Raw genomic sequence first — 16,582 nt, 5'->3', positions numbered from 1 at the left:
TAATTGATTATTTGCCTTGAAACAAGGGGTTGGGACGTTGCTTTGCTTTTGCCCATACGTATTCGGTCAGGCGAGCACTCATCTCGTACAGCATGAACGGTGTCATGATGTAGATTCCGTTAAAATGCTCCAGCGCCACGTCGATCAATTCCTCAGCGATCGCTACCCCCATCTGGCGTCCTTCTTCACCTTCAAGTCCAGACATCCGCCCGCGAATATGATCCGGTAACTGGATACCTGGCACCTCATTGTGCAGATATTCCGCATTACGTCCGCTTGCAAGCGGCATAATACCAATAAACACAGGCACTGTTAGATGACTCGTTGCTGCCCGAATATCGGCAATTAGCTTTGCATCATAGACCGGCTGCGTCATCACATAATCGGCTCCAGCAGCAATTTTCTTTTCCAGACGCTGTACGGCCTTATCCAGATGCTTCACATTCGGATTAAAGGCTGAACCGACGACGAAGCGCGCGCGGTGCTTGAGTGTTTTACCCGAAAATGCTACACCCTCGTTGAGCTGCTTGATCATACGGATCATATCGAATGAGGTCATATCATATACCGAGCTTGCACCTGGAAGATCGCCGAATTTGGACGGATCGCCTGTAATAGCAAGCACATGGTCGATTCCAAGCGCATTCAATCCCATCATATGCGACTGACTGCCGATCATATTGCGATCCCGGCACGTAATATGCACCAGTGCACGCAAGCCATATTCTCGCTGTACCAGATGCGCAAGCGCCATATTGCTCATCCGCGTCACCGCCAGCGAGTTATCCGCCATCGTTACCGCATCGGCGCCAGCCTTTTTCAACGCCTCCGCTCCAGTCATAAAGTTGCTAATGTCCAGATCGCGCGGCGGATCGAGCTCCACAATAACTGTCGGGCGCTCGCGCGCCAGATCCACGAGTGTTGGCGGTGCTTCCTCACCAATCGAATCCCAGCCGTGTAAAATATCCTTTTCCATCGTGATGCTTACCTTCGGTGAAGGCACCTTCACATTCGAAAAATCAAGCGCAGGCGCACTATAATCCTCCAGCGCCCGTGCAATCGCAGCGATATGCTTCGGTGTGGTGCCGCAGCATCCGCCCACGACCCGTGCACCCAGCTCAGCCAGCCGTACCGAGCTTTGACCAAAATACGACGGCTTCGCCTTGTAGCGATACTCTCCATCAATATAGCTCGCTACACCCGCATCCGGGTATACGGACAATGGCAACGCAACCTTACCACGAATATATTCCAGTGCACGCATCGTTCCATTGGGGCCAACACGGCAATTCAAGCCGACCATATCTGCACCAGCTTCAGCAAGAATCGCAAATGCGTCTGGCAGATCGTACCCGTCCTGCGTACGCACTGAATCCTCGACTGTGAGCTGACACATAACCGGAATATCGGTCATTTTACGAACCTGACGCAAAGCAAGCGCCAATTCCTCGAGCTCGAAAAACGTTTCCAGCAAAATGCCATCCACGCCTTCATCCAGAATCGCATGAAGCTGCTGCTTGAAATACTTGCGCAGCTCCTGTAGCGGCGTATTCGAGCGTTTGCCTTCTCGAATCGCACCGACTGAGCCGACGACATATGCTTTATCCGCTGCCGCCTGACGTGCAATTCGCACACCGGCACGGTTAATCTCTTCTACCTTATGCTCCAGACCAAACTTGGCAAGCCGCTCATAGTTGGCAGAGAATGTGTTTGTTTCAATTAATTCTGCACCGGCGTTTACATACTGGCGGTGAATATCTTCAATGATCTGCGGATTGAGCAGATTCAGTTCTTCATTTGAAATGCCAACCGGAAAACCGAGCTGGTATAAATAAGTTCCCATCGCACCATCGCCTACGATGACGCCTTCTGTCCATCTTGTCCGCAAATCAGGCTTCATAAAGCTACACCTCGCTGTCATAATGTACGCTTAATGTAACATAAATTGCAGGCAATTAAAGGCAAAATCGACTGATATAGCTAAAAGGTATAACTGCTGGGGTATCTGCGTTTGTTGGAGCTGAAATGTGGGCAGATGGAATGCAGAGTAGCTTACAGTGTATCAAATAGTTATTAAGTTTTATTTAGTGCATTGTCTTGTTCGTTAGCAGAAAAAACGTACTTGTAGACTTTTTTGTTGGAGCATCATCCACTGCGGTAAGGAATAAGGGAACGGACTCCGTGGAGCCGCGGGAATCTTTTGGATGAAGAGTAATTGACGATTCCCGCCCCTCCAAAACTGTAAGATATTTTGCTTCGCAAAAATCACTCTTCATTGAACCCCGTGTTAGAAAATCACTAACACTGCAAATCGTCCTTTTCCCTTATTTCCTTCCCTCCGTTCTCTGCTGGTTGCTGATAATAGACGATATTTCTTACATATCTATTTCTTATGCAAAACATACACATACACATACACATACACATACACATACACATACACATACACATACACATACACATACACATACACATACACATACACATACACAAGTGTACTTTATTCGATACATTAGTCTTCTGAAAATAAATAAATCATCTTTCTATAAAAACTATAGCATGATAGTAATTCACCATTACTGCACAATGTATACGACTGAATTAGATTCAGCTTGTTAAGGATAGTTTCAATCTAATCCTTTTCTTACACTCTTGAAATTCACTAAACCTTTCAAACTCATTCTGTTTCTATACCTGTATAGCTATTCTAGTTTTAAAATAGCCTTATTCAAAGGCAATATGTTGCATTGTACATTAATCAACCGTCTGCCCGGTATACACCATTTCAGCAGGGCCGGTCATGTATACGCGGTTTGTTGCTTCGTCCCATTCGATGTACAGGTCTCCGCCTTTAAGGGATACGTAGGCGTTACGGTCGGTGTAGCCGTTGAGGACGGATGCGACGAGTGTCGCGCATGCGCCTGTACCGCAGGCGAGGGTGGGGCCTGCTCCGCGTTCCCAGACGCGCATGTCGATTCGGTCGCGACTGCGGACTGTGGTGAATTCTACATTGGTTTTACGTGGGAACAGTTCATGCTTTTCGAATAGAGGGCCCCATTTGTGCAGATCGAAGTCGACAGCATTATCGACATAGATGATGCAGTGTGGATTGCCCATCGATACGGCGGTAAATTCGAACGTTTCTCCACCCGCTTCAATCGGTGCATTTAGCACAGGATTGCTCGCTATGGCAACGGGGATACGCTCGCCCTCAAGAATCGGCTCCCCCATGTCGACACGTACGGTTTGGGCTTTGCCGTTCTCAGCCTGGATCGTTACGGTTTGCACGCCTGCACCGATCGTTTCGATGCGAATATCGGTATGTGCAACGATTTGACGGTCGTACACGTATTTGGCAACACAGCGTACGGCATTGCCGCATTGCTCTGCTTCTGATCCATCTGAATTAATAATGCGCATCATCACATCCGCACGCGCTGATGGTAATATGTATACCAGTCCATCTGCACCGATCCCGAAGTAGCGGTTGCAGTGGCGAATCGCTAGCTCGCCTGCGTTGGCAGGCAGCGAGGGCTCGCCATAAACGACGATAAAGTCGTTACCAAGTCCGTTCATTTTTGTAAATTCCATGTTGGCTCTCTCCCTGCTCTGTATACTGGTCAAAATGCAATCTATGGGGTAAGCATAGCATGAGATAGCTGTCAATTGCGAATGGTTTGTGGCATCATAGAAAGGGTGGGCAAGCAACGCATACGCCCATTTTCCGATAAATAGAGGAATAGGAGAATTATACACATGGCACTGGATGGTATTGTAACCCGTGCGATTGTACAGGAGCTTCAGGTTCTTGTAGGATCGCGTATTAATAAAATTCATCAACCTACTGAGAACGATATCGTATTTCAAATACGCGCACAGCGTGATAATCGCAAATTACTTTTGAGTGCGAACCCGACTTATCCGCGGGTGCAGTTTACAGAGCAATCGTTTATGAATCCGCAGGAAGCACCGATGTTCTGCATGCTGATGCGTAAACATTGTGAAAGTGGCATTCTCGAATCGATCGAGCAGGTCGGCATGGAACGTATCATCCATATGAATGTACGCCAGCGTGACGAGCTGGGTGATGTGTCGCTCAAGCGTATCGTGATTGAGCTGATGGGTCGTCATAGTAATATCGTGATTGTTGATCCATCGAGCGGTAATATTTTGGATGGTATTCATCATGTGACACCAGCGATTAGTAGCTATCGCGTGATCATGCCGGGCTTCCAGTATCAAGAGCCACCTCAGCAAAATAAGCTAAACCCACTGGAAACAACTGCTGCGCAATTTGGCGAAGCCTTTGCTACCAATGAGGATACTGCATCGCGCTGGATCGTACAGACTTTTACCGGTATCAGTCCGCTGATTGCTGATGAGATTGTGTATCGTGCAAATGCTCATGCTCAGGTGAATCATGAGGTTGGTCAGAACAGCGCTGCCGAAAAGGAACAGCCTACGGAAGCAAACGATCATAACGACGAATTAACTGCTGCAACGCTCTGGCCAGCCTTTTCTGAGCTTATGGAGCAGGTGCGTAATGGCTCGTTTGCTCCCATGAGTGGAGTGAATGCTAAAGGTAAAATCGTATTTTCCGCTGTTCCCCTCACAAGTCTTATCGAAGAGCAAACGTCATACGATACGATCAGCGAATGTATGGAAGCTTATTATGGCGAAAAAGCACAACGCGATACGGTCAAGCAAAAAACAAGTGACCTGCTCCGTTTTCTACAAAATGAGCGCAGTAAAAATATTAAAAAGCTGGATAAGCTGCATCAGGATCAGTTAGAAGCTGGCGACGCGGAGAAATACCGCATTCAAGGCGAGCTGTTATTTGCCTCCTTGCATCAGATCAACAAAGGTGATCGCGAGATTGAGCTAATCAACTTTTACGATGAAGAGCAGCGTCCGATAAAGATTCAATTAGATCCGCAGCTCTCTCCTTCGGATAATGCACAGCGGTATTTTAAACGATATAACAAATACAAAAATAGCCTTGCCGTTATTGATGAGCAGCTGATCAAAACGCATGAGGAAATCGCGTATCTGGATTCGTTGCTACAACAGCTGCAAAGCGCTGCCTTACAGGACATTGACGAAATTCGTGAGGAGCTGGCCGAGCAAGGCTATGTGCGTAACCGTAACAAAAAGGCGAAAAAGAAGAAAAAGGACAATCGTCCAACCTTGCACGTGTATACATCAAGTGAAGGCATCGAGATGTATGTAGGCAAAAACAATCTGCAAAATGAATACATTACAAATCGTATGGCAAGCAATAATGACACATGGCTGCATACGAAGGATATTCCCGGTTCTCACGTCGTCATTCGTAGCACGGAGTTTGGCGATGCGACGCTGGCAGAAGCAGCACAGCTGGCGGCTTATTTCAGTCAGGCGAAGGAATCGAGCAGCGTGCCTGTGGATTATACCCTGATTCGTCATGTGCATAAGCCGAATGGAGCGAAGCCGGGGTTTGTTATTTATGATCATCAGACGACGTTGTTTATTACGCCTGATGAAAGGGTGGTTAAAGGGCTGGATAGTACGATTAAAGTTTAATCGTGGGGATGATGGGTGCTTTTGATTGGGTGCTCGGGTGTGAAGTTTATGGTATGAGTGGTATGGGGAAAGTGTAGATGTGGCTAGGTATTTAAAATCTTTATAACTATGTCACTGTATAGCCTTATCACTGTGAATGTCGATTAAAGAGTTGGATTACTTGATTACTTGTAATGGGCTTGACCACTCCGGGAAGGAATAAGGGGACGGACTCAGGTGGAGCCGCGAGAATCTACTGGATTAGGAGTGAATTGTAGATTCCCGCCCCTCCAAAGGAGTCCTTTCCCCTTATTTCCTTCCCTCCGTTCTGTGCTTAGATGTTCCCTCTTTTTTAATATCTAAATTCAAACTACCAATACCTGTTGTTTATGCTACTATCTATGTACTACCTGAACTATAGCTATTCATTTTATATTCGATTGAAACCATCTTTTCTTTTAAAAGAGATCAAAATGAGTAAAAAGATCAAATGAGCGTTTAAGCACATAATCAGTCATATTTCAAATGCTCGCGTACAGCAAAATATTCATGTCTCAGTCAGCTATTCAATTAACAACAAAAGCTTCTTCGTTGAGCACAATAATGCTGCCAACGAAGAAGCTTTTTTAATAAGTATGCTCGTTTTTTTTAATAAATATGCCCATGATAGGGTTGGATTTTTCGTGATTATATGATTCGTATTAGGATATATAAGTTCTAAATTTACAAACTAGTATAGATGAATGAGCTACTATTACTATCGTCCATTGAATGTGAGGGAAGCAAGTAAAGAAGTTAAAAAGCACTGTGTGTAGCTTCACCTTCCTTTCTAGCTCTGCGATAGTTTTACTTTGCTATTTTGCTATATCGATTTTAGATATTTTCATGTGCACGCTATCATACGTCCACCCTGGTTGTCTATTTGTATAGATTGATGTTAATCAAATCAGTTTTACATCGGATAGCTTAGGCTACCTGTTTATAGCGGTACGTCTTTGGCGCGATGCAGGTGGATGAGTGGGTATGGGCGTCCCTGGCTATCTTGGGGAGACGTGCCTGTTACTTTGAAGCCGAGGCGTTGGTAGAAGCCGACGGCTTGTGTGTTTTGTTCGTTGACGTCTGTCGTGATATCGCCCTGTAAATGGACGGCATAGGCGATTAAGGCTTTTCCGATGCCTTTTCCGTGATGGGCGGGGTCGATAAATAGGGCTTCGATATGGTCGCCATCAAGTAGCATAAAGCCGAGTGCTTGATCGGATTCGTCGACGGCTAACCAGATTGGGGCATTGGGCAGGAAGCTTTGGACTTCGTGTTCTATTTCGCTGCGGTGTTCGGGTGTGAGGAAATGATGGGTTGCGTCGACCGCATCGCGCCAGATGTCGATTGCACGCTCCGTATCGGTGGTATTGGAATTGCGTATGTGCATAGTAGTCTACTCCTTTGCTGTACTGTTTTATAGCTGTTGGTTACTGGTTACTGGTTACTGGTTACTGGTTACTGGTTACTGGTTACTGGTTACTGGTTACTGGTTACTGGTTACTGGTTACTGGTTACTGGTTACTGGTTACTGGTTACTGGTTACAAAATTATAGTTTGGTGACTGCTCAGTTCATACTTTATATTTTGGGCAGCTCGATATTTATGCGTGTTATGCAAATACTCATTGAGAAGGCATGGGGCATTAGTGTCTCACATCAGCTTGATCCGATACAGCTTATATAGCTTATGTAGAGGGCGTACGCCGCCCTCACTATTGATTTTGTGCCTATTTTACTTGCTTGCTGCATCGCGAAGCTGCTGTACTACCGTAATTGGAACCTTGCGTCCGCCTAGAGGGCCGTGGAATACTTTGCCCTGGCGTTCGCCGTGGTAGTCGGAGCCGCCCGTTACGATCAGGCTGCGCTGTTCGGCTAGCTTTAGGTAGCGTTGCTCGTCGTCTGGTGTGTGATCGGAATGATACACCTCAATACCAGCGAGTCGACTTTTATCGAAAATGCGTGCAACTAGATCGTCATCTCCGTACAAACCGGGATGCGCCATTACGGGTACGCCTCCTGCTTCCAGAATCCATTCGGTCGCTTCCATAGGTGTAATGCGTGGCGGGGATACGTAAGCAGCGGCTCCCTGCGCGAGATATTTATCAAATGCTTCGTTCATATCGCTAACGTAGCCTTTAGCGACCAGCGTATCTGCCATATGTGGACGTCCAATGCTTTCATCTGGTAATAGCTCACGTCCCAGCTGAGCGAACACATCGTCCATCGTAATCTGCAAGCCAAGCTCACGCAGCTTACTCAAAATCATTTCATTGCGTTCATCACGAATACGGCGCAAGCCTTCCAAACGCTGTAACAGCATCGTATCTGTAATATCAAAATAATAGCCGAGAATATGGATATCCTTTCCATCCTCCATCGTGCTAATCTCCACACCGGGAACGACCATAATACCATGCTGCTCTGCTGCGGCCAGCGCTTCGGCTACACCTGCAATAGTATCGTGATCTGTAATTGCCAGTGCGCCAAGACCAGCTTCCGCAGCCAATCTTACATTTTCGGCTGGTGTATTCATGCCGTCTGAAGCCTGTGTATGGGTATGCAGATCAGCAAATGCCAGCTGTACGTGATTCGGATTGTTCATTTTCCTCACTCCTCTTTCATTAATCTAAAGGCTATATTCACGCCTCTGCTCATTTCCGTACCATTTGCAGTCCGCTGCGCTTATACGTCAACTCACCTAGTCAAGCGAATGCTCCTGTAAAAATTGTAAAAACGCCGTAGCTGGCATTCGTAGCAATGTCGATTTTAGCTGAATTGAATAAAATTGACGCGGAAATGACATACCTTCAATGGTGAGCACCTTGAGCAGACCGAGTGCAACCTCATGCTTTACTGAGGATGGCGATAGCACGGTAATGCCCAATCCGGCTTCTACTGCCGATTTTACCGCTCCTGTACTGCCCAGCTCCATCACCGTACGAATGCGTGACAGATCCACATGATGACGAATCAGCTCCTCCTCCATCACCTGACGGGTACCCGAGCCCTTTTCACGCAGTACAAATGAATGCTCCAGCACATCCTCAAGCGTCACCTGCTCTTGCACTGCCAGCGTATGCTGTGTCGGTACGATCAGCTTCAATTCATCCTGCATCACTGGTGTAATCGTCATATCCGGATGCTCTACAGGCGCTTCAATCAAGCCAAAATCGAGCTGATTACGACTAATCTCGTCCAGAATTTGCGTCGTATTCATAATTTTCAAGACAACCTTCATCTCTGGATAACGCTGACCTAACGGCACTAGTAGACGCGGCAGTACGTATTCTCCAATCGTATTACTCGCTCCTAACAGTAATCGCCCGGCTAGATCATCGGTAAAACGCGACATCGCCGCATCGGTCTCTCGCATCAGATCGATACCACGACGTGCAAAGGGCATAAGTGCATGCCCTGCCTCAGAAAGCTGAATGCGCTTGGTCGTCCGGTTGAACAAACGCGTACCAAAATGTTCCTCCAGCGACTGCACCTGCATCGTCACCGCTGGCTGTGTCATATGTAGAGCCTGCGCTGCTGCTGAGAAGCTACCGCGCTCTGCTACGGTATAAAAAATATGCAATTGATGAAAATTAAACGCCACTTCCGCTTCCCTCCTTGACCCTCGCTTTTATTGTAACCGATTTACAGAAACGAGCAAAACGTTGAAGCCGAACATAACAAAAAGGAGCCTGCTTCCGCAGACTCCTTTTTTAAACCTATTTTCGTATTGAATCTTATATCCCCTATACATGTGTCGACCTGCATAGAGGTTATTTACTGAAACATTTCATGTTGCAACAAGAACCATTTTTTTGCTTATATGTTAATCGTTGTTTAATACCCGTGTTATTTGAAGTACTTATTTGCGTTTACGGCTATTTTTGATCAGTGTCATGCGACGGGAGTGTCTCAACCAGGAATAATAAGACTTCAGATCACGCAGCTCGATCGTCTCGGACATTTTTCCGAGGAAGGTCACGATGATCATTTTGTGAAGTGGATTGCCAGTTAGATCAAATTCACCAGGCAGCTCAGCAAATTCAGCGACGACAACGATGTCCTCGTCAATCAAGTATACGTCCTCTTCCTTGCGGTAGTACGATACGATTCGATTTTGCTTTAAGCTCTCCCACATGAATCCGGCAATATCCTCAATCGGAGTTTGACCCTTAGCGATGCGATCATTGTAACGGCTGATGGCATGATTAGTAATGACGATGTCTGCTACTTTCTTTTCTCCAAGTACAACATGGAAAGGTTCATACGTACTCCAGCGCTCCATGATTTTGTCTCTCATTAATTATTCACTCCCCATCTTCACAGGTCTTTCATGTAAGTATTTTCCCCTTATTCCTATTTCATATCCATCTAAAGACCTACACAGAGGGGCAATATTACGCTGTATAGTCTACCGACTTTGCAACCGAGCTTAACATCCACATAGTAAAGTTATTTATTAACTCAATTGACTACTTAATCAGTACTTGAGTCCCATTAAGCATTATATCGACACTTGCCTACTATCTTTTAACCCATATCTACAAAAAGTTAAAAATATCACTTATATATTTTTCAAATTAATGACATATAATTCCTTTTAATTAAAAAGTTCGGCAGAAAATGAAACCGTTTCCCCTTTATATACAAAAAAGCGGCCGGGTGGCCGCTGACTTGTTAACCTTCTCCAGAGCGGCAGGCTGCAATCTTGTGTATCCGAATGCTGCCTGCATCTTCGGGAGAATCCTTCATTGCTAAACGAAAGGACCCTTCAAAATGAAACGTCCTGCCATGCTATAAAGCTGGCATACTGCCAGTTGCTTGCTTATATACCAAAAAACTGAGTTGGGTCGGGTACCTTTTTGCTGTACTCGGTTTTGATCTCGTTACGATACGAACGCTCGACTTTACGTACATAAGAGAGACGGGACATATTTTTCACGATATCTTGTTCTCGATCTGCATTGACATACATCACGACGTAGTGCATACGGCGTGAGATGTAATGCACACAGCCGTATTTTTCCAGATTGCGGGCAGCCTTAATATCGCTGACCCAGATAATATAACCGATGCGTTCTGGAAACGTTGCTTCTTCTTTTGTTACTTCTTCTTGTAGCGGATGATTATCCGCATCCACATGAGCCTCCACTGCCACATCCGCCTCCTTTTGGTAAAGGATCATTGCTTGGAACCTTGATCGTCTGGGAAACGGAATGCGCAATCGTCTCCGACATCTCGTACAGCATCCGATCCAGGCTACTCTCCGCTTCAGTAAAACGGCGTACTGCCTCGATCTGCTGCATCTCCTCCTGAACAGCTTCCACTTCTTCGCGTGCAGCATGATAGTTCGGGTGGAAATGCCCAAAACGCTGGGTTTCCTCGAACAGCTCCTTCTTGCTGTTCAGCTTGATGATCAAACGCTGGACGTCCGGATGCTGCTGCATCCGTTCTTTCCAATATAAATAATTAGCGACTTCGATAGAATTGTTGATCATATCGCCTAGATCATAGGCGCACAATAAAACTTCGGCCATATCAACCGTTCTCGTCTCGGTAGCGCTCATGAAGTTCATCCCATTCCTCTATAATAATAGACAGCGTATGTTCCAACTGTCCTTATCATCATAGCATAAGAAAAGAACAGATTAGAAGCCCCTTTCCAAAAAACGGGTTACTCATGTGATTGATTCTGCAATCAGCAGGTTAGCCAGCATCCCCGACGTTAGCTGTTCATGACCTGCCCTATGAACCGCTGATCGCTTCTGTTTGCCGAGCTGCCTCGGCTAGATAATCCTCTGCCATCGCGACCAGAATACGAGCCGCATTCAGCATCGACGACTCGTCAATATCAAAGCGTGCATGATGATGCGGATAGGTCGCGCCTGTCGCTTCATTCCCTGCTCCTACAAAGATAAAGCAGCCAGGCACTTGCTTAACATAATAAGCAAAATCCTCTGCTGGCATCATCGGTGGCGTCTGCACAACCTGCGATTCACCGAATACCGAACGTCCTACACGGAAAAAGCGCTCTGTTTCTCCCTCATGATTCACAAGGGTTGGATAGCCCATCATATATTCAATAGAAGCCTTCGCACCATTCAGCGCGCTTAGCTGCTCGCTCACCTCGTAGATCCGGCGCTTGATCAGCATACGTGTATCTTCATCAAAAGCGCGTACCGTTCCGGTAATCCGGCTCGTCTCTGCAATGATATTCTGTGCACTACCACTATTAAATGTACCTACTGTCAACACAGCTGGCTGAAGCGGATTCACATTACGGCTTACGATCGACTGTAGCTGTACTACTAGCTGAGCGCCGATGAGCAGGCTATCGACCGCCGCATGCGGCATACCACCATGTCCACCTTTACCGGTGATATCAATGAAAAATTCATCCGTTGAAGCCATCAATGGCCCCGGTGCACTGGCAAGCTGACCGTACGGAATCGGTGTCCACAGATGTACACCATAGATCACGTCTACACCTTCAAGCGCACCTGCCTCGATCATTTTCAGTGCGCCGCCCGGGCATACCTCCTCAGCAGGCTGGAAAATCAACCGAATCTCGCCTTGAAGCTGCTCACGATGCTCGCTAAAGTAACGAGCTACCGCCAGCAAGCCAGCAGTATGACCGTCATGTCCACACGCATGCATCACACCTGGGACCTGTGATGCGTATTCGCATTGCTTTTCATCCTGAATCGGTAATGCGTCCATATCTGCGCGCAACGCTACCGTTTTGCCAGGCTTGGCGCCACGAATGATTCCGATGACGCCCGTATCCCCAACTCGTTCACGCGTTTCTACGCCAAATGAACGCAGCCGCTGCGCAATAAAGCTCATCGTCCCATGCTCCTCATAGGACAGCTCAGGATGCATATGTAAATGCCGCCTCCACTGTACCATTTCCGGAAACAGGGCATTCCAATCATAGTTCCCCATCGCACTATTCCTCCCTTTATATTCCGGTTTATATGTTTCTTCGTGCCCTGTACTGATTCATCGCTCAGGATCGGGTTAAATAACTCTTTAGGCATTATTCTGACGGAAAAGCAGTAGTTTGTAAAATCATCTTTTACATTCCCCGTTTTCTTTGTTCAACACAGTCCACTATGTAGTAGATATTGAACATTAACCATAGTCTCTACGGGATCGCAGTGAACAAACAGGATTGTATCCAGTCTAATTTATCACTTTTCTAATTTATTACTTTCTAATATTGTTCTCTTTCTAATATGGCTTTTATATGAAGTAAGGCAACTGACTATAACCCAATCGTCTGTTACCACGTATCGTTAAAGATGAGATCACAGACATGTGAGACAGCTCTCTCGTACAAAGCGAAGCGGAATGGCGAAAAACCCTGTCAGAGCTTGCACCTATGCTCAAAACGTACTATCATGAAAAAATGAACTTAACATAATTTTGCAGGCATCTTAAAACAAGGAGGATCTGTACATGGCCTATACACCTTCATACGGTCATCGTGTCCTGTCACTTTTGTACATATCCGTTCCGTTATTGGAGATACATCATGAACAAAATTAGACAACCCGCACCCGGACCAGGCACACAAAGTCTTGCTAATCGGTATCGTAGCGGCGGCAATAAACGCACCAGCAATGTGCGCAATATTCCAAAGCCAGCCGAGCCGAATCGCAAGATTCTCAAGCAGGGCGCACCCGATTTTCAATTGCTCGTATTAACGTTCGTGCTGGTAGGCTTTGGCATATTAATGGTATTTAGTGCCAGCTCAAGCCTTACCTTTACCAGTGAACGATTCAATTATGATTCGATGTATTTCACGAAACGACATATTGTTTTTGCAGTAGTTGGACTCATCGCGATGTTTTTTGCAATGAAGGCGCATTATAGTAAGTACAAAAAATGGTTTGCTCCCTTCTTTATGGTGACGCTCCTATTACTTGTAGCCGTACTGATTATCGGTGGTAAAATCAACGGTGCTCGAAGCTGGATTCAGCTTCCAGCCGGTGCATCGATTCAGCCAGCCGAACTGGCCAAGCTAGCTGTTATTTTGTACCTATCTGCACTCATTGCCAAAAAGGGCGAACGATTCCGCGATCTACGCACCGGCTATATTCCAGTTATGCTCATCGTTGGTCTTGTCGCTGGTCTGATCATGCTTCAGCCCGATCTGGGCTCTTGTATGATTCTGGTAGCAACCGCAGGATTGATCATTTATGCTGGCGGTGCCAGTGTGAAGCATATTTTCGCTTCTGTCGCCTTACTTCTGCTGGGCGCCGCGCTTGTGTTCGGTGTGAACTCTCTTTTCAGTCATGATAGTGGCGAGAAAGGCGATTCTAACTATCGCATGGGGCGGATCGAGACCTTTCTTGATCCATTTGCCGATGAAAAGGGCGCTGGCTACAATATGATTCAATCATTAACTGCAATCGGACAGGGTGGCTTCAGTGGCTCTGGCTTCGGACAGAGTATTCAAAAGCTGCATTATCTGCCTAACCCGTACAATGACTTTATCTTCTCCGTAATCGGTGAGGAATTTGGCTTTGTTGGAACAACGCTATTCCTACTTGCGTATGCTTACTTTATCGTCAGGGGCATATGGATATCGCTCCGCTGTCCAGACATTTTCGGAACGCTTGTCGGCGTCGGTATTATGGGGATGTTCGCGATTCAGGCATTTATTAATATCGGTGGGGTAACGAATACGATTCCGCTGACCGGTGTACCTTTACCCTTTATTAGTTACGGGGGTACGTCACTCGTTGTGATGATGCTCAGTATGGGCATTATGCTTAGTATCTCACGTGAAACGCATCGTGCACTCGCCGAACAGCAAGCGACAGGTAGCGATAGTGGTACGCGCAGACAATCGATCTCTATGCGCATGAAGTGATGCTAGCGTAAAATTATGACGAATTAGCATTGCTCAGTAGACGATCGGCTCAAGCTAATAGCATTGAACACCATTGTTCACGGTATATGAATCCGTATATAAAAAGGAACGACAGGCTCTGCTCCTGTCGTTCCTTTTTTGTTGTTTGTCCATGTATGTGCATGCATGATCGGTTGATCACATTACTTTAAACGGATGGTTGGAGCTTCGGTTCTTGTCTGTCTCGATCAGCTCATCCTTGAAGGCAACACCTTCCACCTTCACGTTCACTTCAACAACTTTCAAGCCCGTTAGCGTTTCTACTGCCTCACGAACATTTTGCTGAAGCATGCGGCATACCTCGTGAATCGGTGTTTCGTACAGCACGATAATGCGCAGGTCAATCGCTGCTTCCAGCTGTCCAACCTCTACGGTAACACCCTTTTGTACATTTTTTCCGCTAAGACGCTTGGCAAAACCTTCCGACAAACCGCCTGACATTGCAGCGATTCCCGGTGTTTCCAGTGCGGCCATGCCCGCCACCTTTGCTACGACGTCATCGGCAATCTTGATTGTGCCCATATCCAATTGTAATGACTCGGTCATGTCCATCCTCCTTTGGACTTGAACCCTTTAAGCAAGAAGACTGGTTCAAATCACATAATTCGTACAACTCTATTTTATTGCATCTGACGCGGATATTCAAAATTAATATTTTGTCATCTCGCACTACTTGCTCACTTGCGTTTACTTCCGCAGGTATATTGGGTATATTGTTTAAGAATTTACATAGTGAGGTGGCTTTATGAAAAAGCACATATCTACCATTCTACTTGCAATCTTTTTCGTACTCAGTGCTGTAGCGCATTATGCAGGCTTCAATCCGGTGCTACAGTTCATCTTCTCCGCCATCGCTGTTGTACTTGTCGCTGGCTTTTTGGGAAGAGCAACAGAGAGTGTTGCGCATTACGCTGGACAGCGTCTGGGCGGCTTTTTGAATGCTACCTTTGGTAATGCTGCGGAGCTGATCATTGCGATCATGCTGCTACGAGAAGGCCTGTACGATATGGTCAAAGCGAGTCTGACCGGTTCGATTATCGGGAACCTGCTGCTCGTGCTCGGTCTGAGTATTTTCGCAGGTGGACTCAAGCATAAGGTACAGAACTTCAACGTCGCTCTGGCGAACATGAACGGATCATTGATGATCGTGGCAGTAATCGCTTTGTTCGTACCGGCATTGTTCTTGAACACGCATTCGATCACACATCCACAGGTGAACACACTGAGTCTGATCGTTGCAGGATTACTCATTCTCGCTTATATCGCCTGGTTGATCTTCTCCATGGTCACACACAAGCATTATCTGGCTGATGTGAAAACGACCCCTGCTGTTCCTACAGGCGGTCATGGATCAGCGGTAGGTGTAGCCCAGATAAGCATGGACAGTGCTACAGTAGCTAATGCTGGTACAGCGTCTCCCATGACGAGCTCAGCTACAGCGGATGTCCATGAGGAAGAGCAGCCAGACTGGTCGAAAAAGCGCTCGATTCTGTATCTGCTTATCGCTACGGTAATGACGGCATTTGTCAGTGAGTGGCTGGTTGGCACACTGGAAACGTTCACGTCCAGCTTTGGCTTTAGCGAGCTGTTTGTCGGTGCATTTGTCGTCGCGATTATCGGGAATGCTGCGGAGCATAGTGCAGCAATTTTACTGGCGATGAAAAATAAGATCGGTGCTTCGGTTGAGATTGCTGTCGGAAGTAGTCTACAGATTGCACTATTCGTTGCACCTGTGCTCGTATTCGTCAGCTTCTTCCTCGGCAATACAATGGATATTGTATTCACAACCCTGGAGCTGGTCGCTATTATGGTATCCGTCTTTATCGCCAAGTCGATCATTCAGGACGGCTCTACCAACTGGTATGAAGGCTTGCTATTGATCGTCGTGTATATCATTCTAGGCGTGTCTTTCTATCTCGTATAACGGACAGAATGCTTATGTATTCATAGTGAGTCACTCCATAAATACGAATGGTCTGTGACATAATCACTTGTCGCTTCAACAATCATCCCTTTAACAGAGTAAAATAAACACAAAAAATGCCTGTACCCTCCCAGGAGAGTACAGGCATCTCTATGTGATCCG

General features: G+C 46.4%; 13 protein-coding genes. 3 read left to right on the top strand and 10 right to left on the bottom strand.

The genetic code is table 11. From position 1 onward, the window contains the following. Positions 1 to 7: 7 nt before the first annotated feature. Positions 8 to 1,900 (bottom strand): bifunctional homocysteine S-methyltransferase/methylenetetrahydrofolate reductase, encoded by a 1,893-nt coding sequence (locus IEX62_RS08930; protein WP_188775124.1) that lies wholly within the window; start codon positions 1,898 to 1,900, stop codon positions 8 to 10. Positions 1,901 to 2,754: 854 nt separating this feature from the next. Continuing rightward, positions 2,755 to 3,591, bottom strand: coding sequence for a diaminopimelate epimerase (gene dapF / locus IEX62_RS08925; RefSeq protein WP_188775123.1), 837 nt, complete (start codon positions 3,589 to 3,591; stop codon positions 2,755 to 2,757). A gap of 165 nt (positions 3,592 to 3,756) precedes the next feature. On the opposite strand from dapF, the gene IEX62_RS08920 reads away from it, so the two are divergent. After that, positions 3,757 to 5,562 (top strand): Rqc2 family fibronectin-binding protein, encoded by a 1,806-nt coding sequence (locus IEX62_RS08920; RefSeq protein WP_188775122.1) that lies wholly within the window; start codon positions 3,757 to 3,759, stop codon positions 5,560 to 5,562. A 958-nt stretch (positions 5,563 to 6,520) separates the two neighbouring features. Here IEX62_RS08920 and IEX62_RS08915 read toward each other — a convergent pair. The 7 genes from IEX62_RS08915 to IEX62_RS08885 all read right to left on the bottom strand — a co-directional run bounded on the left by IEX62_RS08915 (position 6,521) and on the right by IEX62_RS08885 (position 12,521). Then, on the bottom strand, positions 6,521 to 6,967 hold the full coding sequence (locus IEX62_RS08915; RefSeq protein ID WP_188775121.1) for an acetyltransferase: 447 nt from the start codon (positions 6,965 to 6,967) through the stop codon (positions 6,521 to 6,523). A 344-nt stretch (positions 6,968 to 7,311) separates the two neighbouring features. Continuing rightward, positions 7,312 to 8,181, bottom strand: a complete 870-nt coding sequence (locus IEX62_RS08910) for a PHP domain-containing protein (protein WP_188775120.1) — start codon at positions 8,179 to 8,181, stop codon at positions 7,312 to 7,314. Positions 8,182 to 8,277: 96 nt separating this feature from the next. Next, positions 8,278 to 9,180 (bottom strand): selenium metabolism-associated LysR family transcriptional regulator, encoded by a 903-nt coding sequence (locus tag IEX62_RS08905; RefSeq protein ID WP_188775119.1) that lies wholly within the window; start codon positions 9,178 to 9,180, stop codon positions 8,278 to 8,280. Between the two features lie 258 nt (positions 9,181 to 9,438). After that, positions 9,439 to 9,876: a hypothetical protein gene (locus IEX62_RS08900; protein ID WP_188775118.1), complete on the bottom strand. Its 438-nt coding sequence runs from the start codon at positions 9,874 to 9,876 to the stop codon at positions 9,439 to 9,441. Positions 9,877 to 10,401: 525 nt separating this feature from the next. Beyond that, positions 10,402 to 10,728 carry a YlbG family protein gene (locus tag IEX62_RS08895; protein WP_229685727.1) on the bottom strand — a complete coding sequence of 109 codons (327 nt, stop codon included), beginning with the start codon at positions 10,726 to 10,728 and terminating at the stop codon, positions 10,402 to 10,404. Then, complete coding sequence (locus tag IEX62_RS08890) at positions 10,703 to 11,143, bottom strand: YlbF/YmcA family competence regulator (protein ID WP_188775116.1); 441 nt, start codon at positions 11,141 to 11,143, stop codon at positions 10,703 to 10,705. The genes IEX62_RS08895 and IEX62_RS08890 overlap by 26 nt, the downstream gene beginning before the upstream one ends. Before the next feature lie 178 nt (positions 11,144 to 11,321). Continuing rightward, entirely contained in the window at positions 11,322 to 12,521 is a 1,200-nt protein-coding gene (locus IEX62_RS08885; RefSeq protein ID WP_188775115.1) for a M20 metallopeptidase family protein, read from the bottom strand. Between the two features lie 592 nt (positions 12,522 to 13,113). Here IEX62_RS08885 and ftsW point away from each other — a divergent pair. Beyond that, on the top strand, positions 13,114 to 14,457 hold the full coding sequence (gene ftsW / locus IEX62_RS08880; protein ID WP_188775114.1) for a putative lipid II flippase FtsW: 1,344 nt from the start codon (positions 13,114 to 13,116) through the stop codon (positions 14,455 to 14,457). 177 nt (positions 14,458 to 14,634) lie between these two features. Here ftsW and IEX62_RS08875 read toward each other — a convergent pair whose 3' ends face one another. Continuing rightward, on the bottom strand, positions 14,635 to 15,042 hold the full coding sequence (locus IEX62_RS08875; RefSeq protein WP_188775113.1) for an Asp23/Gls24 family envelope stress response protein: 408 nt from the start codon (positions 15,040 to 15,042) through the stop codon (positions 14,635 to 14,637). 199 nt (positions 15,043 to 15,241) lie between these two features. On the opposite strand from IEX62_RS08875, the gene IEX62_RS08870 reads away from it, so the two are divergent. Continuing rightward, positions 15,242 to 16,420, top strand: a complete 1,179-nt coding sequence (locus IEX62_RS08870) for a calcium:cation antiporter (protein ID WP_188775112.1) — start codon at positions 15,242 to 15,244, stop codon at positions 16,418 to 16,420. Positions 16,421 to 16,582: the final 162 nt, after the last annotated feature.

Source organism: Paenibacillus hunanensis (assembly GCF_014645615.1).
Lineage (GTDB): Bacteria > Bacillota > Bacilli > Paenibacillales > Paenibacillaceae > Saccharibacillus > Saccharibacillus hunanensis.
This window is presented reverse-complemented; position numbering and strand designations above follow the sequence as displayed.